A 23,812-nucleotide genomic window follows, 5' to 3' on the forward strand; every position below is an offset into this window, starting at 1 on the left:
GTGGTGGGTCCTCATCGTCGTGGGCGACTGGTGCGTCGTGGCGCGGGTCGGGCACGGTTCGAGTCTAGGGCCACGGACGCCGCCCATGCGGTTCATGCGGATGGTAACCCCGCGCGTCTCATCGGCCGTCAGCCGAACCTCCATGCCCCCGGTCCTTCCGGACTATTGACGTGACGCGCGCTACATCTGTTCTAATCGTTCGCATCATTGTCAGCGACTGACTCCGCCGCCGTGGGCTCCTCCCGGCAGGCGTCGACGCCCGAGTGAGGAAGTGCATGACCCTCCAAGCAACCTCCGCGACCGGAACGAGCACTCCGGACGGCATCATCCGCAACCCGCAGGTGGACTTCTCAGCCATCGAGCCGGGCGCCTGGGACGGGCGCGACCTGCCGTACCTGCCTCGGATCGACCTGGACGTCGACCCGTCGTTGCAGCTCAACACCGAGTTCGACCGCGACGTCGACCCGATCACCTACCAGGTCCTCCGGTCGCGGTTCTGGAACCTCAACCTCGACCACTCGGACACGATCAAGCGGGTGTCGGGCTCGGCCAACATCGTCTACATGGACGACTTCAACACGTCCCTGCTCACCGAGAACGGCGACACGATCGTCTGCGGCCCGTCGGTGCAGTACTTCACCGGGCACGGCGACATGGCAGTCAAGTGGACGCTGGAGAACCGCAGCGCCAACCCGGGGATCGAGGACAACGACGTCTTCCTGCAGAACGACCCGTACATCGGCACCGAGCACCAGATGGACACCATGATGTACATGCCGGTCTTCTGGGAGGGCGGGCTGTTCTGCTGGATCCTCAGCAACACCCACATGGGTGACATCGGCGGCACCGACCCCGGCAGCTTCTGCATCGGCGCCCAGGACATCTACAGCGAGAGCACGCCGGTACCGCCGATCAAGATCGCGAGCCGCGGCGTCCTCCGCGACGACGTCGTCGAGATGTTCACCCGCAAGAGCCGCATGCCCGCGCAGATCGCGCTGCAGATCCGCAGCCAGCTCGCCGGCCTTCGGCTGACCCGCGAGCGGATGCACCAGATGCTCGAGGAGCACGGCGCCGCGGTGGTGAAGGGCGCCATGCGCCGCATGATCAAGGACTGCTCGGAGACGGTCGGCAAGCGGCTGCTGCAGATCCCCGACGGCAAGTGGACCGAGGTCCTGTACGTCGGAAGTGCGGGCCCCGACGACCGCGACGTGCACCGTCTGGTCACGACCGTCGAGAAGCGCGGGGACCGGCTGATCTTCGACAACGAGGGGAGCGACCCGCAGTTCTACGCGGCGAACGCGCCCTTCTCCGCCTGGCGTTCCAGCCTGCTCAGCGCGGGTGCGACGTTGTTCGGCTACGACCAGTACAACTGCCCGGCCGGCGTCGCCGACCACATGGAGTTCCGCCCGGTGGCCGGCACCATGACCTGCGCCCGCTATCCCGCCGCGGTCTCCACGCTCACCTCGTCGATCGTGACCGTCTACCTGGCGAGCCAGGTGCTCAGCAAGATGGCGCTCGCGGGACCCGAGCACATCCGCAAGGCGGCCAACGCCAGCGGCGGCGTCTCGCTGCCCGGTTGGTGGGTCGCCTCAGGGCTGGACCGCAAGGGCAACTTCGTCGCCGAGCTCACCGCGGACAGTCTGCTGGGCTCCATCGGCGCCTTCCCCACGCGCGACGGTGTGGACACCGGTGGCGCGTGGTGGTGGCCGAACTCCAACGCCGGCAACCTCGAGGAGTGGGAGTCGTCGCTCCCGATCCTCTACCTGTTCCGCCGCGAGCAGATCGACAGCGGGGGTGCCGGCAAGTGGCGCGGCGGAAACGGCCTCGAGCTGGCGGTCGTGCCGCACAAGACCGACGGCCTGGTCACCCAGATCGTCTCCTCCGATCCCGCCATCAACACCTCGCCGGGCCTGGCCGGCGGGCTGCCGGGCCACCCGGGCAACTTCCTCGCCCGGCTCTCGACCGGCGTGAAGGACCACCTGTCGCAAGGGACCATGCCTGCCAACCGAACCGAGCTCGAGGAGAGCTTCGGGTCGCTCGACCGGCTGTCGCCCAAGTCGGTGACCAACCTGACCCCGGATGACGTCTTCTGCGTCGAGTACAGCGGCGGCGGCGGCTTCGGCGACCCGTTGTTCCGGGACCCGTCCCTGGTCGTCGAGGACGTCGAGAACGGCAGTCTCACGGTCGACCACGCGCGCCAGCACCACGGCGTCGTGATCGACGGGACGGAGCTCGACGGGGAGGCCACCGCCTCCCTGCGCCGTGAGCTGCTGACGGTGCGGCTCAGCAGCGCCGCCGCGCCCCGCCAGCCCGCCGAGGGCACGGTCGACCCGGGCTCGGTTCGGCTCGTGTCCGACGTGCTCGGCATCGCGTCCACCAGCGACGGCCCGAGCTGGGCGTGCGGAGAGTGCGGTCAGCGGCTCGGCTCCGTCGACCAGAACTACAAGGAGGGCGCGGCGGTCGTCGACACCAACCCCTTCGAGGTCGACCCGATCGCGTACCCCGACCCCTCGGACTTCTGCGACGTCCCCTTCGTGCTCCGGCAGACGCTGTGCCCCTCGTGCGGCGTGTGCCTGAACGCCGAGTGCTGCCGGGCGGACGACGACCTGCTCCACGACATCAGCCTCTCCGAGTCCGGCCTGTCCATGCTCGGGCACTGAGCGACTCCCTCCCCGACCGACCACGATCCATCAAGGGACACACGTGAGTACTGACACCACTTTCGCCATCGGCGTCGACATCGGCGGCACCTTCACCGACTGCGTGCTGCTCGGCGCGGACGGCTCCATCGTCGGGGCGAAGTCGCCGACCACCCCGAGCGACCGCTCCGAGGGGTTCTTCAGCTCGATTGCTCGCGCGGCCGAGAAGATCGGCCTCGACGAGGCCGGGCTCTACGCGAGGACGAGCCGGCTCGTGCACGGGACGACCACCGGCACGAACGCGATCGTCTCGCGCACCGGGGCCGACGTCGGGCTGATCACCACCGCCGGCCACGGCGACGTCATGTTCCTGATGCGTGGCGGCGGCCGCACCGCGGGCCTCGCGTCGGACGAGGCGCTGCACGTCTTCAACACCGTCAAGCCCGACCCGCTCGTGCCGCGCGAGATGATCGTGGAGGTCCCGGAGCGCATCGACGTCGACGGTGACGTGATCGTCGCGCTCGACGAGGACGCGACCCGCAAGGCCGTGCGTACGCTCCTCGACCGCGGGGCCGAGGCGATCGCGATCAGCCTCGTCTGGTCGTTCCGCAACCAGGTGCACGAGCACCGGGTGCGCGAGATCGTGGAGGAGGAGGCACCGGGGACGTTCATCACGTGCGCCTCGGACCTGGTGGCGCAGCTCGGGGAGTACGAGCGCACCACGACCGCGATCATGAACGCCTACATCGGGCCCCTGATGGTCGACTACATCGACCGCATCGAGACCGGCGCCCGGGAGCGCGGCTTCACCGGCCGCGTGCTGTTCGCCCAGTGCGCCGGTGGCGCCATCACCGGCGACGAGGCCCGGATCGCGCCGATCCGCACGGTGCAGTCCGGCCCGGTCGCGGGCATCGTGAGCTCGCAGCTGCTGTGCGAGCAGCTCGGCTACCCGAACGCCCTGCTGGCCGACATGGGGGGCACCACCTTCGACGTCAGCGTCATCAGGCACGGCGAGCCGCTGCGCCGGCACACCTCGGTGTTCCAGCGCTACGAGATCGCGCTGCCGATGCTCGACGTCGAGTCCGTGGGCGCGGGCGGCGGCAGCCTCGCCTGGCTCGACGAGTCGGGCCGGCTCAACGTCGGGCCGCAGAGCGCCGGTGCCTACCCCGGCCCGGTCTGCTACGGCAACGGCAACGAGGTCGCCACCGTCACCGACGCGGACGTCGCGCTCGGCATCATCAACCCCGACACGTTCCTCAACGGGCGGATGCAGATCGACGGCGAGGCCAGCAAGAAGGCGCTCGAGGCGGCCGGCACCCCGCTCGAGCTCGACGCCATGGAGGCGGCCGCCGGGGTGAACCGTCTCGTCGACGCCAAGATGGCGGACCTGATCCGCCGGATGAGCGTGCTGCGGGGCCTCGACCCACGCCAGTTCGTGATGCTGGCCTTCGGTGGAGGCGGTCCGGTGCACGCCAGCGCTGTCGCCCGCGAGGCCGGCGTGCGGAAGGTCATCGTGCCGCTGCCCCACGTCGCCGCGATGTGGTCGGCGCTGGGCGCCGCGGTCTCCGACGTCACGCACGTCTACCAGACGCCGACGGAGATCCGCCTGCCCGTCTCGGCCGAGCAGCTCAACGAGATCCTGGACGCCCAGGAGCAGGAGGCCCGCGACACGCTGAAGACCGAGGGGTTCGGCGACGTCGAGCCGAGCCTGTCCCGCACGCTCCGGATGAAGTACGCCGCGCAGGTCTTCGACGTCGACGTCCCGCTCGCCCCCGGCCGCATCGACGACGAGCGCTGCCGGTCGATCGAGGACGAGTTCGCCAAGGTCTACACCGAGCTCTTCGGCGCCGGGTCCGGCTACGCCGAGGCCGGCGTGGTGATCACCAACGTCACGACGCGGGCCACGGTGACCACCCCGAAGCCCACGCTGCCGAAGGTGGACCAGGCCGACGCGGAAGCGGGCGTGACCCGCACGACCCGGCCGGTCTACTGGGCCGAGGACGGCGCGGTCCGCGACACCCCGGTGATCCGGCTCGAGCACGGTGTGTTCGGAGGCCAGCTCGAGGGGCCGGCGCTGGTCGAGCTGCCCGACACCGTCGTGGTGATCCACCACGGGGAGACCGCGACGTTCGACGACCGCGGCAACCTCGTCGTCGACATCCCGGCCTGAGCGAAGGAACACGATCGTGGACACCACGGATCTGGCGCCGGAGAACGACGAGGTGCGTGTGAGCGCGGGGGCGGCCGGGACACCCGCCGCCCCCGCGCCCCCCAGCCGGGGACCGAGCGCGTTGCGCCGGTTCTCCGCCTCGCAGTTCGGGCTCGTCCTGACGTACGGCGTCGTCGTCGTCTTCTTCTGGGTGCAGCGTCCGGACGTGTTCTCCCAGATGGCGACGTGGCAGGGCATCCTCAACGCTGCTGCCCTCCCGGCCATCGTGGCCATGGCGCTCACGGTCACCCTGATCGCCGGCGACTTCGACCTCTCGATCGGCGCGACCATCGGCCTCGCGATGGCCGTGACCGTCGCGACGATGGTCAACTGGGAGTGGGGCTGGCCGATGGCCGTCGGGCTCGCGCTCCTGTGCGCCATCGGCGTCGGGGTGCTCAACGGCGTGCTCGTCGCCAACCTGGGCGTCAACAGCTTCATCGCCACGCTCGCGATGAGCAGCCTGGTCCAGGGGTTCGACGCCAAGGTGTCCAACCAGCAGACGATCTCCTCGGGGCTGCCCGACGGGTTCGTGAACCTCGGCTCGGAGCGCATCGCCGGGTTCAGCCTCGCGTTCTGGCTGGCGCTGGTCGTCGGCGTGCTCCTCTACGTGCTGGTGAGCCACACGGAGAACGGCCGCTACCTGTTCGCGGTCGGCGGCAACCGTGAGGCCGCCCGGCTGGCCGGGGTGCGGGTCCGCTGGCTCCGCTACGTCGGCATGATCTCCGCGGCCCTCGGCGCGGCCGTCGTCGGTGCGCTGCTCGCAGCCCAGACCGCGTCCTACTACCCGAACGCGGGCGGCGGCTACCTGCTCCCTGCCTACGCGGCGGCGTTCCTCGGCACCGCCCTCGGCGGCGGCCGGTTCGGGATCGTCGCGACCGGCTTCGGCGTCGTCTTCCTGCAGACCCTCCAGACGGGGCTGACCGTCATCAACGTCCAGCCCTGGGTCGTCCTGGTCGTCCAGGGCGCGGTGCTCGCCATCGCGGTCGTCCTGTCCACCTCGCAGGGGAAGCTGCGCCTCCCCGCCCTGCCGCGCAGGCCACGTAACGCCGCGGGCTGACCGGCTGCTCCACCGTCGGCCGGACGGAATCCGGCCACGATCACTTCGTCAGAGAAGAGCGAACGCATGCGCATGCAACTTCGGCGTCGGCTGCTGGCCGCGCTCATGACAGGAGCCCTGGCAGCCTCCGTGGCTGCCTGCGGCTCGGAGGAGGCCAGCGGCTCGGGCGGGTCGGGCTCCGGCGGCGGCAGCGACAGCGTCGCCGGCAAGAACATCGGGCTGCTGTACATCGTGAAGGCGGCCGAGTTCAGCAACCGGTCGGCGGCCGCCCTCAAGGCCGCGGCCGAGGAGCTCGACTGGAACCTCGCCGAGTCGGACCCGGCGGGTGACGCCCAGAAGGCCATCACCGGACTCGAAGGGTTCGTCACGCAGCGCAAGGACGCGGTCCTCTCCGCGACCTGGGAGGCCACCGCGATCCGCCAGCCGCTGCTCTCCGCGCAGCAGGCGAACATCCCGGTCATCGACATCTGGGGCGGTGTCCAGCCGAGCGATCTCTACTCCGGCATCCTGGCCACCGACGAGACCGAGTTCGGCCGCGTCGGTTCGGAGGCGTTCCTCGCGCTGCTGGAGGAGGGCGACGAGGTCGCCATGCTGACCTCGTCCGCGTTCACCTTCGGCGCCGCACGCGACAAGGTCTTCGAGGAGCTCGCGGGCGAGGCCGGTGTCGAGGTCGTCGCGACGCACGACACCGACTACACCAACCCGCAGGCCGACACGACGAAGGCGGTCACCGACATCCTGGCCGCCAATCCGGACCTCGACGGCATCTTCGCCGACTCGAGCCTCCACATCCCTGCGCTCGTCCCCGTACTCGAGGACAAGGGGCTGTGCGGCAAGGTCAAGGTCCTCGGCTTCTACGGTGACCTGCCCAACCTCGCCGCCGTGCGTGACGGCTGCGTCGACATCATCGCCGAGGCGCCGGTGATGGCGCAGAGCTGGACCGTGATGGACCTGCTCGCTCAGCACTTCGCCGAGGGCACCGAGATCCCCGAGTCCTTCCCGGAGGGCTACCCGTTCGACCCGGCCGAGGTCGTGCTCGTGACCAAGGACAACGTGCCCAGTGACCCTGAGCAGTACGTCGACGTCGAGTTCGACTACGTCTCGTACTTCACCGAGCGGTGGGCCGAGGGCACCTACGGGCCCGACGCAGGCTGAGGAGGAAGACCGTGACCCCGATCAGCCCCGGCGGCGTCCCCGTGCTCGAGTGCCGAGGAGTGGTGAAGCGTTACGGCCCCCTGCTGGCCGTCGACACCGTCGACCTCTCGGTCACGGCCGGGGAGGTCGTCGGGCTGGTCGGGAAGAACGGCGCCGGCAAGAGCTCGCTGATCAAGGTGCTCACCGGTGCCGTGCAGCCGGACTCCGGACAGCTCCTGATGTCCGGCGAGGAGGTCTCCTTCCGAGGCCCCGGTGACTCGCGCTCCCGCGGGGTCGGGTGCGTCCACCAGGAGCTCAACCTCATCGAGCAGGCGACGATCGCCGAGAACATCGCCCTCGGGGGCGGCTACCCGCACAGCCCCGTGGGGCTGGTCAACTGGCGCGGGCTCCACGCACGCGCCCAGGAGCTCATGGACGCGGTCGACATCGGCCACGTCCACCCGCGGACGCCGGTGAGCGCGCTCACCGCCGTGCAGCGGCGCCAGGTGATGATCGCCTCCGCCTTGTGGCACATCCCGAAGGTGCTGATCCTCGACGAGCCCACGGCGTCGCTCTCCGAGCACGAGGTCGTGATCCTGCACGGGATCGTGAAGCGGCTGCAGGAGCGCGGCACCGCGATCATCTACGTCTCCCACCGGCTCGACGAAGTCATCGGCATCACCGACCGGGTCGTGGTGATGCGGGACGGCGCGGTCGTCGAGGAGGAGCGGACCGAGGCGCTCGACAAGCCCCGGCTCGTCGAGATGATCACCGGGGGAGCGGTTCCCACCGAGCCTCCGCTCCGAGGTGACGCCGGCTCCGGCGAAGTGGTCCTGCGCGTCGACGGGGTCACCTCCGACAAGAGCCCGCACCCGGCGTCGTTCGAGGTGCGGGCCGGGGAGATCCTCGGGCTCGCCGGGCTGGTGGGCTCCGGCCGCTCCGAGCTGCTCCGGGCGATCTACGGCGCCGACGACCGGCGCTCCGGCGAGGTCACCGTCTTCGGCGAGGCGGTGCCCGACCGCCCGGCGGCGTCCCTCCGTGCCGGGCTCGCCTTCCTCTCCGAGGATCGGCTCCACGCCGGGCTGGTCACCGGGTTCTCGATCGGCCGGAACATCACCTTCGCCAGCATGGACAGGTTCCGGGTCAGCTCCTGGCTGCCGGTTCCGTCGCGGCGGCGCGAGCGTGACGAGGCCCGGAGCAAGGTGGCCGAGCTGAGCGTCAAGGCGAGCTCGGTGGACCAGCCGGTGCTGTCGCTGTCGGGCGGCAACCAGCAGAAGGTCCTGATGGCGCGCTGGCTCGCCACCGAGCCGCGCGTGCTCCTGCTGGACGAGCCGACCCTGGGCATCGACGTCGAGGCGAAGGCCGAGATCTACGACCTGCTACGCAAGCTCGCGGCCCGCGGCTTCGCGCTCGTCGTCGTCTCCTCGGAGTTCCCCGAGCTGGAGCTGCTGTGCACCCGTGCGCTGGTGATGCGGGAGGGCCGGATCGTGGCCGAACTCGAAGGGCGGAGCGTGACCGAGGCCAACCTGTTGCACCACTGCTTCGACGCCCGTGTCGAGGCGTGAGGGAAGGGAGGGGACCGTGCCGGCTGAGAGCCGCACGCTGGAGGAGCGGCTGCGCCGTCTCGAGGACCGCCGGGAGATCGACGACCTGGTGCTGCTGTACTTCCTCGCGATGGACGAGCGCGACCTCGACGCGTTGCCCAGGATCTTCACCGAGGACGCCTACCTCGGCTCCCGGGACGGCGTCTTCGACGCGCGGGGGCTGTCGGCGGTGACCGCGGCGTACCGAGGCCGGTTCGACGTCCTGGGTCCCACGTTCCACTACTCCCACGGCCTCGTCGTGCGGTTCGACGAGCAGGACCCGGATCGGGCCGACGGCCTGCTCACCGCGCACGCCGAGGTGGTCCGCCACGACGTCACGATGTGGGTGGCGCTGCGCTACCGGGACACCTACCGGAGGACGCCGGACGGATGGCGGATCGTCACCCGGGTGATGTCCTACATGTACTACGTCCCCGCATCCGACTACGCCGAGGCGCTGCGCGACAGCGACCGGAACCTGGCGTACGGCGAGCCGCGGGAGGCCGACTGGCCGTCGGTCCTGCACGGCACGCGGCTGGACTGGCTGGAGGCCGCCGAGGAAGGCGCCCGTCGCTGATGGCCACGCTGCCGACCGTCGACGTGGCGGTCCTGGGCAGCGGGGCCGCCGGACTCACCGCGGCGCTCGCGGCCGCCGACGCCGGGGCGGAGGTCGCCGTCTACGAGAAGGCCGACTCCCTGGGCGGCACCACCGCGCTGTCGAGCGGCGTGGCTTGGCTGCCCGGCAACCGCTACGCCCGGGCGGCGGGCATCGACGACCCGGCGGGCTCGGCGCTGGAGTACCTCGCGGCGTTGTCCCACGGGATGATCCGCCCTGAGATGGCCGCCGCCTTCGTGCACTCGGTCGAACCGCTCACCGAGTGGCTGGAGACGCGGACGCCGCTGCACCTCCGACTGGTCCCCGGCTACCCCGACTACCACCCCGAGGTCCCCGGCGGACGCCCGCGGGGAGGACGGTCGGTCGAGCCCGAGCTGTTCGCCTTCGAGGAGCTCGGCGAGTGGGGTGGGCGGTTCCTCGGCTTCCCGCGTCGTACGTACGTCACCGAGACGCCGGTCGGCGGCGGCACCGGCTTCCTCACCCCTGAGGTCGAGCGGGAGCGCACGTCGCGAGGGGTGGAAGGCTTGGGACGCGCCCTCCTCGGTGCGCTCCTCAAGGGGCTCCTGGACAAGGGCGTCCGGCCCGTCACCGGAAAGGCCGCCGCCCGCCTGGTCACCGAGGACGGAGCGGTGCGCGGCGTCCGGTTCGCCGACGGCGACATGGTGGGGGCCCGCCGGGGCGTGGTCATCGCGACCGGAGGGTTCGAGCGCGACCCGTCGCTGGTGACCGCGTTCCTCCGCGGGCCGATGTGCCACCCGTCCGGTGCCCCCACGAACACCGGCGACGGGCTGCGGATGGCGATGCGGGTCGGCGCCCAGCTCGGGATGATGCGCGAGGCCTGGTGGGTCCCCGTCGTCGCCGAGCCCGGCGAGGAGCAGGACCAGTGGGCCCTCCACGGCGTGCAGCTGGTGCAGCGCGAACGCACGTTGCCGCGCACGATCATGGTCAACGCCTCGGGGCGGCGGTTCACCAACGAGGCCGCCAACTACAACGCCCTGGGCGGCGCCTTCCACGCCTTCGACCCGACCCGGTTCGGCTACGTCAACCAGCCCTGCTGGATCCTCTTCGACCAGGGTTTCGTCGACGAGTACGGCGGCTACGGCACCCCGGCCGGCGGTGACATGCCCGGCTGGATCACCCGCGCGGAGACGGTCGAGGGGCTGGCGGAGGCCCTCGGGCTGCCGGCCGACGAGCTGGCGGCGACCGTGCGCCGCTGGAACGAGCTCGTGGACCGTGGCCACGACGACGACTTCCTCCGGGGTGACAGCGCGTTCGACGGCTGGTGCGGAGACCGTAGGAAGTACCCGGGCACCGCTGCCACGCTCGGGCCGCTCGACAGCGGGCCCTACTACGGCGCGCGCCTGCACAGCAGCTCGTTGGGGACGAAGGGCGGCCCGCTGACCACCGTCGACGCCGAGGTCCTCGACGTCGACGGAGCGCCGGTCCCGGGGCTGTGGGCCGTCGGCAACGCGATGGCGGCCCCCACCGGGATGGTCTACGGCGGCGCAGGCGGAACGCTTGGTCCGGCCCTGGTCTTCGGGTTCCGCGGTGGGCGGTCCGCCGCCGGCCACCCCGTCCCCGCCCGCTGAACCGCCCCTCCTGGCGCGGGCGGCTCAACAGACCTACGCGCGCCACGAGGGGCGGCTCAACACCTTGGGTCGGTGGTCCCGAGGCCGCTGGCCCGTTGAGGCCATGTCCACCACCGTCCTCCCGCCCTACCGTTTCACGGGGGAGGTGCTGTGGACAGGTCCTCGCGCCTGCGCGTCAACGTGCTCGGCGAGCTCACCGCGTCGTACGACGGTCACCCGCTCGACCTCGGTGGCCGCCGTCAACGCGCCGTCCTGGCCCGGCTGCTGCTCGCGCGCGGCGAGGCCGTGCCCGCCGAGCGGATCGTCGACGCGGTCTGGGGCGACGCGGCGCCGAAGGACGCGTCGGGGGCGTTGCAGGCCTACGTCTCCCACCTCCGTCGCGGGCTCCAGCCGGACGCGCCTGCCCGGGAGCGCTCCGCGGTGATCGTCCGGGAGGGGCCGGGCTACGCCTTCCGGCAGCCGGACGACACGGTCGACGCGTGGCGGTTCGAGGAGCTGGTCCGACGGGCCGACGACGCGGGCCGCCCCGAGGAGGTGGTGGCGCTGCTCGGTGAGGCACTCGAGCTGTGGCGCGGCCCCGCGCTGGTGGACTACGCCGACGAGCCGTGGGCGCAGGCGGAGATCACCCGGCTCACCGAGCTCCGCACCGTCGCCCGCGAGCGCCGGCTGGCCGCCCGGCTGGAGACCGAGGAGGCCTCCCTCCTGGTGCCGGAGCTGGAGCTGATGGTCTCCGACGAGCCGCTGCGCGAGGAGCGGTGGCGGCTGCTGGCGCTCGCGTTGTACCGCGCCCACCGCCAGGCGGATGCCCTCGCCGCCCTGCGCCGCGCCCGGCGGGCGCTCGCCGACGAGCTCGGCGTCGACCCCGGCCCGGCCCTCCGGCAGCTCGAGGCGGAGGTCCTCGCACAGTCGCCCTCCTTGGCGCCTGCAGCGCCGCGGCCGCGGGCCGCCGGCGCACCGAGCACCACGCCCGACGACCTCGTCGAGCGCGACCGCGAGCTCGAGGCGATCGCCCGGGCCCTCGACGGGCTCGACCACGGCGAGCCTTCGGTGGTCCTCGTCGAGGGGCCGGCCGGCATCGGCAAGACGCGGCTCCTCGCGGAGCTCCGCCGGCTGGCCGCCGACCGCTCGGTGCGGCTGCTGACCAGCCGGGGCAGCCAGCTGGAGAGCGCGTTCGCCTACGGCGTCGTGCGCCAGCTGTTCGAGCCGGAGCTGACCGTGCCGGAGGTGCGCGAGGAGCTGCTCGGCGGGGCCGCCGCCCCGGCCAAGGGAGTGTTCGACGACGCCGAGGGGCGCCACTCCGACGGGTTCGGGGTCCTGCACGGGCTGTACTGGCTGACGCTCAACCTCACGCGCTCCGGTCCGCTGGTGCTGGCGATCGACGACGCGCAGTGGTGCGACGGCGCGTCGCTGCGCTACCTCAGCTACCTGACGCGGCGGCTCACCGACGTGCCGGTCCTCGTCGTCGCCGCGATCCGCACCGGCGGCGACCCGGCGGTCCGCGACGACCTGCAGGGCGAGCTCCTCGCCGAGCTCGCGCTCGAGCCCGACACCGTGGTGCTGCGACCGCGGACGCTGTCGGAGGAGGCGACCGGGGCGCTCGTCGAGAGCCGGCTCGAGGCGGCCCCGGCAAAGCTCTTCACCCAGGCCTGCCACCGGACGACGTCCGGCAACCCGCTGCTGCTCAGCCAGCTGCTGCGCGGCCTCGCCGCCGACGGGGTGCGCCCCGACGCCTCGCACGCCGACCGCGTGCTGGCGGTCGGGTCGCGCGCGGTGTCGAGCATGGTGCAGGTGCGGATGCGCCGCCTGCCCGAGGAGGCGGCCGAGGTGGCACGCGCGGCCGCGGTGCTCGGCGACGGCGCGGCACTGCCGGTGGTCGCCGCGCTGGCCGGGCTCCCCGAGGAGGCGACCGCCGACGGGCTGGCCGTCCTGGCCCGCGCCGAGATCGTCTGCGACGCCGAGCCGCTGGCCTTCGTGCACCCGCTGGTGCGCGACGCGGTCTACCAGGCGTTGCCCGCGGCCGAGCGAGGGCTGCGCCACGAGCGTGCCGCCGAGGCGCTGCGGGCCGCCGGCGGGACCGACGAGCAGGTCGCCGCCCACCTCCTGCTCGCCCCGCCACGCGGTGAGGAGGAGGTCGTGGCCCTGTTGCGCACGGCGGCCCGGTCTGCCGCCCGGCGCGGTGCCTCGGACAGCGCGGTGACCTACCTGCGCCGGGCCCTCGAGGAGTCGCCCCACGGCGCGTGGCGGGCAGAGGTCGTGCTCCAGCTCGGGCTCCTCGAGGCGGGGCTCGACGGCGCCACCGGGGCCGAGCACCTGGTCGAGGCGTACCACCTCCACACCGACCCGCAGGTCCGCGCCGAGATCGCGATCGCCGCGGCCGCGACGCAGGTCTTCGCCAGCCCGCCCGGGGTCGCGACCGCCTTCGCCCGCGAGGCGGAGGCCGCGGTGCCCGAGGGGCTCGCCGACCAGCGGCAGGCGCTCGTCGCGCTGCAGCGGATGAGCGGGTTCATGCACGCCCTCGAGGACGGCTGGCGCACCCCCGCGCCGCCACCGGTCGGCCACGGGCCCGGGGCGCGGATGCTCGCCGCGACCATCGCGCTCGAGGCCTGCCTCGACGGGGTCGACCGCGAGCAGGCGATCAGGATGGCGCGGTTCGCCCTCGACGACGACCTGCTGCTCGGCGTCGACGACGGGCTCTTCTGGGTCAACGCCGCAGCGGTGCGCACCCTCGCCGACGACGACCTCGGCACGTTCTGGGACCGCGCCCGGGTGACCGCCCACGCCCGCGGCTCGTTGTTCGCCGCCCTCTCGACCAGCTTGTGGGAAGGGTTCTGGCGGTGGCGCCGCGGCGAGCTCCACGAGGCCCTCGCCCGGCTCCGTGACGCGCTGGAGCAGGACCGGATGTGGGGCGGGGCGCGGCTCGGCGAGCCCTTCGCCCGCGGCTTCCTGATCGGCTGCCACCTGGACCGGGGCGACGTCGCCGCGGCCCGCGCCGTCGCCGACGCCCGCTCGCCCGGCCCGGTCCGCGGCGAGGGCGGCCGGATCTTCCAGGAGGCGCTCGCCCGGCTGCTCGTGGTCGAGGGGCAGCCGGACGCGGCGGTCGCCGCTCTCGACGCCGCGCCCGAGGCGGTCGCGTCGGCGAACCCGGTCTGGAGCCCGCGCCGCACGATCGAGGCGATGGCCCTCGCCACCGCCGGCCGTACGGCGGAGGCCGTCACGCTCGCGGAGGCGGACGTCGAGCTCCTCCGCCGGTGGGGAGCACCGTCGTACTTGGGCCGGGGGCTGCTCCTCCTCGGTGAGCTGCGCGGGCCCGACGGGCTCCCCGAGCTCCGCGAGGCGGTCTCCCTGCTCTCCACCACCACCGCCGCCGTGGACCTCGCCCGCGCCCGGCTCACGCTGGGCAGCCGGCCCCAGGTGCCCGACGAGGAGGCGGTGCCGCTGCTGGCCGCGGCCCGCACGAGCGCCGCACAGCGCGGGGCGACCGGGGTGCTGCACGCGGCCTGCGAGGCCCTCGAGGCGCGCGGCCACGTCGCCGAGACCGCCGAGGTCGAGCGGCCGCTGTCCTCCACCGAACGGCGGGTCCTCGAGCTCGCCGACGAGGGGCTGGGCGTGCACGAGGTCGCCCAGCGGCTGTTCCTCACCCCGGAGACGGTGCGCACGGTGCTCGAGGAGCTCGCGGGCTCAAGTCTTTCTCAAGTCCCCGCAGGGACCATTGGTCCCGACCAGGACAGGAGGCCGCCGTGACCCTCGAGAGCCTCCGCGCCGACGCCCTCCGCGACCTCTGCGGTGGCGCCGTCCACCTGCCCGGCGACCCGGCCTACGACCTGGCCCGGACGCCCTGGAACACCCTGGTCTGCGACGAGCCCGCAGCGGTCGCCTACCCGGCCTTCCCCGACGAGGTCGCCGAGGTCCTGCGCGCCGCCGCCTCGCTGGGGCTCGGGGTCGCCGCCCAGGGCACCGGTCACGGGGCGCCGGCGCTCGCGGGCCGGCTCCACGACGCCGTGCTGCTGCGCACCTCCGCGATGGACGAGGTGCGGATCGACCCCGAGCGGCGGCTCGCCCGCGTCGGCGCCGGTGCGCTGTGGGGCGACGTCGTGGAGGCCGCGGGTGCCGACGGGCTGGCCGCGCTGCACCCGTCCGCACCCGACGTGGGGGTGGTCGGCTACTCGATCGGCGGCGGCATCGGGTGGTACGCCCGCCGCCTCGGGCTCCAGTGCAACGCGGTCACCGCCGCCGAGCTGGTGCTCGCCGACGGCACGTTCGTCCGGGCCACCGAGACCGAGGAGCCCGAGCTCTTCTGGGCGATCCGCGGCGGGGGCACGCCGCTGGGCGTCGTCTGCGCGCTGGAGTTCCGGCTGCAGCCGCTGGAGTCCGTCGTGGCCGGCTTCCTCGCCTGGGACTGGACCCAGGCCGAGCGGGTGCTCCCGGGCTGGGTGGCCTGGTGCGCCGACGCCCCCGAGGAGGCCACGACGTCCTTCCGGCTGCTCGACGTGCCCCTCGACCCCGCGCTGCCGGCGGAGCTCCGCGGCCGGCGGCTCGCGATCGTCGACGGCGCGGTGCTCGGCGACGACGGCTTCGCCCGGGAAGTGCTGGCACCGCTGCGCGCACTCGCCCCGGAGATCGACACGGTCGAGCGGGTGCCGGCGGCCGCGCTCGTCCGGCTCCACCTCGACCCGGAGGGCCCCACCCCGGCGTACGCGAGCAGCACGCTGGTCTCCGACCTCCCCGACCAGGCGGTCGCGGCCGTCGTCGAAGCCGCCGGCCCGCGGTCGGGCAGCGGGCTCGCGGTCGCCGAGCTCCGCCAGCTCGGCGGTGCGCTGGCACGCCCGGCGCAGGACGGCGGGATCCTGTCGTCGCTCGACGGCTCCTTCCTCGCCCTCGGGGTCGGGCTCGACGCCGACGGGACGGGGATGGAGCAGCAGCGCGAGGACGCCGCGCGGTTCCTCGCCGCCGTCGAGCCGTGGGCGACCGGCCGTGCGTACCTGCCGATGGTCGAGGACAGCACCGACACCCGGAAGGCGTTCGCCCCCGAGGTCCACGCGCAGCTCTCCGCGATCCGCCGCTCCGTCGACCCGGAGGGGCTCTTCATGGCGCCGCGGTCCCCGGCCGTTGGTCCCTCCACACCCTGACCGACGCACGCCGCAGCTCCTCAAGGTCGGCGCAACCCCGCGCCAAGTGCTCCGCGGCACGGTCGTCCCGGCAACGAAGCCACGACCGGACCGAGGAGCAGACCATGTCCACCAACACCCCGACCACCGCCACCACGACGAGCACCACCGCGCCGTACGACGAGCTGCGCGCCGTCCTCACCGGGACCGTGCACACCCCCGACGACCCGGCCTACGCGACCCTCTCGTCGCCGTGGCTGCTGACCGAGCCGATGCGCCCCGCGGCCGTCGTGGCCGTCCGCACCGCCGAGGACGTCGCCGAGACCGTCCGGTTCGCCCGTCGGCACGGCTGCACCGTCGGCGTCCAGGCCACCGGCCACGGCGCCGTCTCGTCGCTCGCCGGCCACCTCCTCGTGGTGACCGCCGGCCTCGACGAGCTCACCGTGCACCCGCAGGGCTGGGCCCGCGTCGGCGCCGGCGTCAAGTGGAAGCCCGTCATCGAGGCGGCCGCGCCCTTCGGCCTCGCGCCGCTGAACGGCTCGACGAGCGACGTCGGCGTCGTGGGCTACACGACCGGCGGGGGCGTGGGCCCGCTGGCCCGCACCCACGGCCTCGCGGCCGACCGCGTGCGCGCCTTCGACGTCGTCACCGGCGACGGGGAGCTGCGCCGGGTCACCCCCGAGGAGCACCCCGACCTGTTCCGTGCGCTGCGCGGCGGCAAGGGCGCCTCCGCGATCGTCACCGCCGTGGAGTTCGACATGGTGCACCTGCCGACGTTCTACGGCGGCGCGGTGTACTTCGACGCCCACGACGCCGCGACCGTCATCTCCCGCTGGCGCACCTGGTCGCAGGAGCTGCCGGAGCAGGGGACGACGTCGTTCGCGCTCTTCCAGCTGCCCGACATGCCGGGCGTCCCGCCGGCCCTGGCCGGGCGGATGACGCTGGCGGTCCGCTTCGCGTGGACCGGTGACGCGCAGGAGGGCCGCCGGCTGCTCGACCAGCTCCGCGCGACGGGGCCGGTGGTGCTCGACGACGCCACGCTCCGGCCCTACACGGAGGTCGACGCCGTCCACGCCGACCCGGTCGACCCGATGCCGGTCGTCGACCCGGCGATCCTGCTCGACGGGTTCCCCGAGGAGGCGATCGACACGCTGCTCGCGGTGGCCGGCCCGGACTCCGGCTCCCCGCAGCTGCTCGTGGAGCTCCGCCACCTCGGTGGCGCCTACGCGCGGCCGGCCGCGCACCCCGACGCCTTCTGCCACCGCGACGCGGCCTACAGCCTGCTCGCCGTGGGCTTCCCGGAGATGGGCGCCGCGGAGCACGCCGAGCAGATCTTCGCGGCGATGGCCGCGTGGGACAACGGGATGATCTGGCCGAACTTCGGCCCGGCGCACGACGAGCGCACCGCGCGTCGGGCGTACGACGAGGAGACGCTGGCGCACCTCGCCGAGGTCGTGCGGACCTACGACCCCGACGGTGTCCTGCAGATCGGCGGGTTCACCCGGCAGGTCGACGGGGACGCCGCCGCGGCCTGACCTGCACCGCGCGAGGGCCCCTGACCACCTGGTCGGGGGCCCTCAGCCGTGCTCCGGTGTGGGGGTGGTCACCACCCGGCTCGCGCGGCCCGACATCATGGCTGGCGCCGGTCGCCCGCGACCTGCCTGCGACGACAGGAGCGATGAGATGGACTTCGAGCCGACCCCACGCGCGTCCGAGACGCTGGAGAAGTTCTGGGACTTCATGCGCGAGCACGTCTTCCCGGCCGAGCCGGCGTGGGCCGAGCACCTCCGCGTGCACGGCGAGCACACCTACCCGCCGGTGATGGAGGAGCTCAAGGCCGAGGCGCGCCGGCGCGGGCTCTGGAACCTCTTCCTGCCGTCGCTGTCCGGGATGACCAACCTCGAGTACGCCGCGGTGGCGGAGGCGTCCGGCTGGTCGCCCGTCATCGCCCCCGAGGCGATCAACTGCCAGGCCCCGGACACCGGGAACATGGAGCTGCTGCACATGTTCGGCACCGACGAGCAGAGGAAGCAGTGGCTCGAGCCGCTGCTCGAGGGCGAGATCCGGTCGGCCTTCGCGATGACCGAGCCGCAGGTGGCCTCCTCGGACGCGACCAACGTCGAGACCTCGATCGTCCGCGACGGCGACGAGTACGTCATCAACGGCCGCAAGTGGTGGATCACCGGGGTGGCCGACGAGCGCTGCTCGATCTTCATCGTCATGGGCAAGTCCGACACCGCGGCGCCGACCCACCGCCAGCAGTCGATGGTGCTGGTGCCGCGGGACACCCCGGGCCTCGAGATCGTCCGGCACCTGCCGGTCTTCGGCTACCAGGACCAGCACGGCCACTCCGAGCTCCGGTTCACCGACGTGCGGGTGCCGGCCTCGAACCTCCTCGGCGAGGAGGGCGGCGGCTTCGCGCTCGCGCAGGCACGGCTCGGCCCGGGCCGCATCCACCACGCCATGCGCGCGATCGGGATGGCCGAGCGCGCACTGGCGCTGATGGTCCAGCGGTCGCAGGACCGGGTGGCCTTCGGCCGGCCGCTCGCCGACCAGGGCGTCGTCCGCGAGCTGATCGCGAACTCGCGGATCGAGATCGACCAGGCCCGGCTGCTGGTGCAGAAGACCGCCTGGCTGATCGACAAGCACGGCGCCAAGGGCGCTAAGACCGAGATCTCGGCGATCAAGGTGGCGGCTCCTGCCGTCGCCTGCGCGGTGATCGACCGGGCGATCGAGGTCTTCGGGGCCGCGGGGGTCAGCGACGACACGCCGCTGGCGTACTTCTACTCCTGGGCTCGCGTGCTGCGGATCGTCGACGGCCCCGACGCCGTCCACCGCCGCTCGATCGCCCGGGAGGAGCTCCGCCGCCCCCGCCCGTACGTCGGCTGACCCGAAGGAGCACGGGATGGACGTCGAGATCGCCGGTGTCGTGCCGGGAGCGTTCGAACGGTGGCTGGCCGAGCAGGCACCGCAGGTGGCGCAGCCCCTGACGACGAGCCTGCTGACCGGCGGGCGCTCGAACCTGACCTACCGGCTCGACGCGGCCGACGGCGCCCGCTACGCGCTCCGACGACCGCCGGTGAGCTCGGTGCTGCAGACCGCGCACGACATGGCGCGCGAGTGGCGGTTCCTCCGGGCGCTGGCCGGCACCGCCGTACCCGTCGCGGAGCCGGTCGCCTGGTGCGACGACCGGTCGGTCGCCGACGCCGACTTCTACGTCATGGGGTTCGTCGAGGGCCGGATCCTCGACGCGCCCGGCTCCGCGGACCACCTCGACCGCGCGGCCCGCCGTCGCGTCGGTGAGCAGCTCGTGGAGGTGCTCGCCGCGCTGCACCGGCTCGACGCCGTCGGGCTCGGCCTCGGCACCGAGGAGCGGGCCCGGGGGTACGTCGCCCGCCAGCTCCGCCGGTGGTCCGCGCAGGTCTCCGCCGTCGAGCCGCCCGAGCTCGACACGTTGCTGCGCGGGGCGGAGCTGCTCGCCGCCCGGGCTCCCGAGCAGCGGACCGGCATCGTCCACGGCGACTACCGGCTGGGCAACGTCGCGGTCGACGACGAGGGGACGGTCCGCGCGGTCTTCGACTGGGAGCTGGCGACGGTGGGCGACGTCCATGCCGACCTCGGCTGGCTGCTGGCCACCTGGTCCGAGCCGGGCGACAACGTGCTGCCGTCGATCACCGGCCCCACCGCGGACGGCGGGTTCGCCACCCGCGCCGAGCTCGCGGCGCGCTACCAGGAGCTCGCCGGCGTCGAGGTGCCCGACCTGCCGTTCTACGTCGCGTTCGCGCACTGGCGGCTGTGCTGCATCTCCGTCGGCGTCCGCCACCGCTACCTCAGCGGCGCGATGGCCGACGACGGGTTCGACGCCCGCGCGCTGGACGACCAGATCGGCTGGTGGGCCCAGCACGTCGTGGACACGATGGCCGAGCCACGCTGACTGCCCGGGACGGTGCGTTCGCCTGGCACACCCCCGTCAGGCGCGTGACGCCTCCGGCTCGGAGTCCCCGAGCGTCCTCTCCGATCCCGCGTCACGGCCGCCGAGGAAGGTGACCACGACGAAGAACACCGCGCTGGTCGTCAGCCCCCAGTAGATCGGGGTGTTGGCGAGCATCCCGTCGCGGACCATGAAGAAGGTGACCACGAGGCTGCCGGACACGATGGCCGCGAGGGCCGCACGGGCGGTGGCCCGCCGCCAGACCAGCGCGCCGATGATCGGCACCAACAGCCCGCCGACGAGCAGGTTGTAGGCGATCGTCAGTCCGGCGACGACGTCCTGCACCAGGAGGGCGACGACGATCACCGCGGTGCCGACGGCCAGGATCGACAGCCGCTGGGTGCGCAGCGACTCCTCGCCCTTGCCGATCACGTCGGTGGTCAGGATCGTCGAGGCGGCGAGGGTGCACGCGCTGGCGGTCGACATCACCGCGGCGAGCGCCGCCGCGAGGACGAGGCCGCTGACCCCGGTGGGGAGCACCTCCTTGGCCACCGTGGCGAACGCGTTGTCCGGCACCGACAGGTCCGGGAGGAGCGCCTTGGCGGCCATCCCGATCACGGCCCCTGCGACGGCGTACGCCACGCAGTAGAGGCCGGCCCCGAGCCCGGCGCGCTGCGCGACCTTGTGGTCGCGCGCGGTGAAGACCCGCTGCCAGACGTCCTGGCCGATGATGATGCCGAAGAAGTAGATGAGGAAGTACGTGATGATCGTGTCCGTGCCGATCGCGCCCACGTCGAAGTAGGAGTCGGGCAGGGACGCGCGGAGCCCGTCCCAGCCGCCGGCGTCGGAGACCGACATCGGCAGCAGGACGAAGAAGATGCCGACGGTCATGATCACGAACTGCAGCACGTCGGTGAGGGTGATCGACCACATGCCGCCGAGCGCCGAGTAGGCCACGACGAGGCCGCCGCCGATGAGGATCGCCGGCACCCGCGGGATGCCGAGCATGACGTCGAAGACGGTGCCGATCGCCAGCGTCGCGGTGACCGCGACCATCAGGTCGTAGGCGACCATCACGAGCCCGCCGATCAGCTTCGGCGGGACGCCGAACCGCTGCCCGAGCACCTGCGAGACGGTGTAGACCTCGAGCGAGGTCAGCCGCTTGGCGAAGAAGACGCTGAGCGTCACGATGCCGAGCCCGAGCATGACGACGAGCCACATCCCGGAGATGCCGTAGAGGTAGCCGAGGCGGACCCCGCCGATCGTCGAGGCGCCGCCGAGCACCACGGCGGCCAGCGTCCCGGCGTAGAAGCCGTAGCCGAGGCGGCGTCCGGCGACGAGGAAGTCGTCCTCGGTCCGTGCCTTGCGCATGCCGTAGATCCCGGCCCCGACCATCAGGGCGAAGTAGACGGCGACGACTGCGTGGTCCATCAGGAGGTGGCCTTCCCGTGGGTGAGCGCCATCGCCGAGATCAGCTCGTAGACGACGTGGCTGGCGGCGATGCCGGTGAGCTCGGCGTGGTCGTACGCCGGGGAGACCTCGACGACGTCCGCGCCGACCACGTTGCGCGGGGGCAGGGCGCGGATCATCTCCAGGAGCTCGCGGCTGGTGAGCCCGCCGGCCTCGGGGGTCCCGGTCCCGGGCGCGTGCGCCGGGTCGAGGACGTCGATGTCGATCGAGACGTAGACCGGGCGGTCGCCGAGCCGGTCGAGCATCCGCTCGATCAGCCCGTCGAGCGAGTCACGGGCGAACTGCCGGCTGCTGAGGATCCGGAACCCGGCAGCGGCGTCGTCCTCGAGGTCAGCGCGGTCGTAGAGCGGTCCGCGGATCCCGACGTGCATGCTCGCGGAGTGGTCGACGAGCCCCTCCTCGGAGGCACGGCGGAACGGCGTCCCGTGGGTGTACGGCGCGCCGAAGTAGGTGTCCCAGGTGTCGAGGTGGGCGTCGAAGTGGAGCACCGCGACCGGGCCGTGCTCCAGGGTCACCGTCCGCAGCAGCGGCAGCGCGAGCGTGTGGTCGCCGCCGAGCGTGACGAGCCGCGTGCCGTTGTCGACGTACGGCGCGGCCTGCTCGCGGACCTGGCCGATCGCCTCCTCGATGTCGAACGGGTTGATCACCATGTCCCCGGCGTCGGCCACCTGGAGGGCGGCGAACGGCGACACGTCCTGGGCCGAGTTGTACGGGCGGAGCAGCCGCGAGGACTGACGGATGTGGGCCGGTCCGAAGCGGGCGCCGGGGCGGTAGCTCACGCCGGTGTCGAAGGGTGCGCCGATCACCGCGACGTCGACCTTCTCGACCTGGTCGACGCGCGGGAGCCGGGCGAACGTCGAGGGGCCCGCGTAGCGGGGGACCTCGGTGCCGGACAGGGGCCCGACGGGGGAGGGGTGCTGGCTCATGGGCTCCACCGTGCGTCCCGACCTCCAGCGGGGGAAGTCGCAGTTTCGTCGAGTTCTCAGGGAGTGGCTGCCACTATGTCGAGGTGCAGCTGCAGGCCCTGGCGGACGACGCGGAGCTCGACCTCACCCTCCTGGTGCCCCCGCCCGACGGCGAGCAGGTCGTGGTGCGGTGGGTGCACACCAGCGACATCGTCGACCCGCGGCCGTGGCTCGAGGGCGGCGAGCTGCTGCTGACCACGGGCGCCGGGCTCCTCGCCTCGCCCCAGGGCACGAGCGCCTACGTCCGCCGCCTCCGGGACGCCGGCGTCGCGGCCCTCGGGTTCGGTGTCCGCCCGTACCACCGCGAGGCGCCGGCGGCGCTCCGCCGGGCCTGCGCCCGCTGGGGGCTCCCGCTGCTCGAGGTGCCGGGGTCCACGCCGTTCATCGCCGTCTCCCGGACGGTGGGGCGGTGGTGGTCGGAGCAGCAGAACCGCGAGCTCGGGGAGGCGATCTCCGCCCAGCGACGGCTGGCCCGGGCCGCGCTCCACCCCTCACCGCTCGCCGCGCTGGTCGACCGGCTCGCCGCCGAGCTCGGCTGCTGGGTCGTCGTGCGCAGGCCCGACGGCGACACCGTCGCCGGCAGGGTGCCGGAGGAGGTCCGTGTCCGGGTGGCGGCGCTGACCGACGGCGGCACCGGCGCGACCGGGTCCACCGAGGTGGCGGGCGAGAGCGTGCTCGTGCGGCGGCTGCCGGGAGGCTCCGACGCCACGCTCGTCGTCGGACGGTCGTCCCGGCTGTCGTCGATGGAGCGGGCCGTGCTGCTGGTCGCCGAGGACCTTCTCGCCGTGACGACCTCCGACGACCGGCGGCCGGTCGACCGGGACGCGGTCGGCGAGGTCGTGCTGCGGGCCTTCGAGGACGGCGACGTCGACCTCGGCGGCCAGCTGGCGAGGGCCCTCGGCGCCTCGCCCCGGCCGGGCGAGCCGTGGCGGGTCGTCGTGGCACGCGGCCGCCACCCCGCCCCCTCGGAGCTGTCGACCCGGCTGGTCCGGCACCGCGGTGTCATCGCCCACGGCGGTCCCACCACCTGGACCGTGCTCACCGCCGAGGGGTCGCTGCAGCCGGTTCTCGACGAGCTGGTCGCGGCCGGGTGGAGCTGCGGCCACAGCGGCCCCGCACCGGACGGGCGGCTGCCGCGGGCGTTCGTCGAGGCGCGGGCGGCGCTGGGCGTGGCGACGAGGACCGGGCCCGGCGCGCGGGTCGTCGGCCCCGGCGACGTCCGAGGGCCGCTCTCGACCGTGACCGCGGAGCAGACCGAGGCGGCACGGCTCCACCTCGAGCCGCTGCTGGCCGACCCGCGAGCGGAGCTCCTGGTCGGCACCGTGCGGACGTGGCTCGACGCCCACGGGCACTGGGACCGGGCGGCCCAGGCCCTCGGGGTCCACCGGCACACCGTCAAGAGCCGCGTCGGGCAGGTCTTCGAGCTCCTCGGGATCTCACCGGAGAGCGCCCGGGACCGGTTCGAGCTCTGGTTCGCCCTCCAGGCCGTCGACCCCGCACCGGACGGGTGACGC

The 23,812-nt window shown here is 73.3% G+C and carries 15 protein-coding genes; 13 read left to right on the forward strand and 2 right to left on the reverse strand.

Translation table 11 applies throughout. The annotated features are described in order from the left end of the window. The first annotated feature begins 275 nt into the window (after positions 1-275). The 12 genes from FIP57_RS12830 to FIP57_RS12885 all read left to right on the forward strand — a co-directional run bounded on the left by FIP57_RS12830 (position 276) and on the right by FIP57_RS12885 (position 19,866). Positions 276-2,660 (forward strand): hydantoinase B/oxoprolinase family protein, encoded by a 2,385-nt coding sequence (locus FIP57_RS12830; RefSeq protein WP_148573853.1) that lies wholly within the window; start codon positions 276-278, stop codon positions 2,658-2,660. Between the two features lie 43 nt (positions 2,661-2,703). Then, complete coding sequence (locus tag FIP57_RS12835) at positions 2,704-4,809, forward strand: hydantoinase/oxoprolinase family protein (RefSeq protein ID WP_148573854.1); 2,106 nt, start codon at positions 2,704-2,706, stop codon at positions 4,807-4,809. 16 nt (positions 4,810-4,825) lie between these two features. Continuing rightward, on the forward strand, positions 4,826-5,905 hold the full coding sequence (locus FIP57_RS12840; protein WP_148573855.1) for an ABC transporter permease: 1,080 nt from the start codon (positions 4,826-4,828) through the stop codon (positions 5,903-5,905). 66 nt (positions 5,906-5,971) lie between these two features. Then, entirely contained in the window at positions 5,972-7,060 is a 1,089-nt protein-coding gene (locus tag FIP57_RS12845) for a sugar ABC transporter substrate-binding protein (RefSeq protein WP_148573856.1), read from the forward strand. Between the two features lie 11 nt (positions 7,061-7,071). After that, positions 7,072-8,604, forward strand: coding sequence for a sugar ABC transporter ATP-binding protein (locus tag FIP57_RS12850; RefSeq protein WP_162529799.1), 1,533 nt, complete (start codon positions 7,072-7,074; stop codon positions 8,602-8,604). A 16-nt stretch (positions 8,605-8,620) separates the two neighbouring features. Continuing rightward, a complete protein-coding gene (locus tag FIP57_RS12855; RefSeq protein ID WP_148573858.1) occupies positions 8,621-9,199 on the forward strand; it encodes a nuclear transport factor 2 family protein in 579 nt (192 codons plus the stop codon). Continuing rightward, positions 9,199-10,827 (forward strand): FAD-dependent oxidoreductase, encoded by a 1,629-nt coding sequence (locus tag FIP57_RS12860; protein ID WP_148573859.1) that lies wholly within the window; start codon positions 9,199-9,201, stop codon positions 10,825-10,827. The genes FIP57_RS12855 and FIP57_RS12860 overlap by 1 nt, the downstream gene beginning before the upstream one ends. A gap of 150 nt (positions 10,828-10,977) precedes the next feature. Continuing rightward, on the forward strand, positions 10,978-14,568 hold the full coding sequence (locus FIP57_RS12865) for an ATP-binding protein (protein WP_148573860.1): 3,591 nt from the start codon (positions 10,978-10,980) through the stop codon (positions 14,566-14,568). Next, complete coding sequence (locus FIP57_RS12870; RefSeq protein WP_148573861.1) at positions 14,565-15,953, forward strand: FAD-binding oxidoreductase; 1,389 nt, start codon at positions 14,565-14,567, stop codon at positions 15,951-15,953. The genes FIP57_RS12865 and FIP57_RS12870 overlap by 4 nt, the downstream gene beginning before the upstream one ends. Before the next feature lie 104 nt (positions 15,954-16,057). Beyond that, the gene (locus FIP57_RS12875; RefSeq protein ID WP_148573862.1) at positions 16,058-17,467 is read left to right on the forward strand and encodes an FAD-binding oxidoreductase; all 1,410 of its coding nucleotides are present in this window, start codon (positions 16,058-16,060) and stop codon (positions 17,465-17,467) included. Between the two features lie 148 nt (positions 17,468-17,615). Further along, positions 17,616-18,821 (forward strand): acyl-CoA dehydrogenase family protein, encoded by a 1,206-nt coding sequence (locus FIP57_RS12880; protein WP_148573863.1) that lies wholly within the window; start codon positions 17,616-17,618, stop codon positions 18,819-18,821. A 16-nt stretch (positions 18,822-18,837) separates the two neighbouring features. Continuing rightward, positions 18,838-19,866, forward strand: a complete 1,029-nt coding sequence (locus tag FIP57_RS12885) for a phosphotransferase family protein (protein ID WP_148573864.1) — start codon at positions 18,838-18,840, stop codon at positions 19,864-19,866. A 36-nt stretch (positions 19,867-19,902) separates the two neighbouring features. Here the strand turns inward: FIP57_RS12885 and FIP57_RS12890 are convergent, their stop codons facing one another. Both FIP57_RS12890 and speB read right to left on the reverse strand, forming a co-directional pair. Then, the gene (locus tag FIP57_RS12890; RefSeq protein ID WP_148573865.1) at positions 19,903-21,294 is read right to left on the reverse strand and encodes a sodium:solute symporter family protein; all 1,392 of its coding nucleotides are present in this window, start codon (positions 21,292-21,294) and stop codon (positions 19,903-19,905) included. Continuing rightward, positions 21,294-22,259 (reverse strand): agmatinase, encoded by a 966-nt coding sequence (speB, locus tag FIP57_RS12895; protein ID WP_148573866.1) that lies wholly within the window; start codon positions 22,257-22,259, stop codon positions 21,294-21,296. Before speB ends, FIP57_RS12890 begins: the two co-directional genes overlap by 1 nt. A gap of 83 nt (positions 22,260-22,342) precedes the next feature. Between speB and FIP57_RS12900 the strand changes: the two genes are divergently transcribed. Next, positions 22,343-23,809, forward strand: coding sequence for a PucR family transcriptional regulator (locus FIP57_RS12900; RefSeq protein WP_148573867.1), 1,467 nt, complete (start codon positions 22,343-22,345; stop codon positions 23,807-23,809). The last annotated feature ends 3 nt before the right edge of the window (positions 23,810-23,812 follow it).

The organism is Nocardioides caldifontis (assembly GCF_008087345.1).
GTDB classification, from domain to species: Bacteria; Actinomycetota; Actinomycetes; order Propionibacteriales; family Nocardioidaceae; genus Marmoricola_A; species Marmoricola_A caldifontis.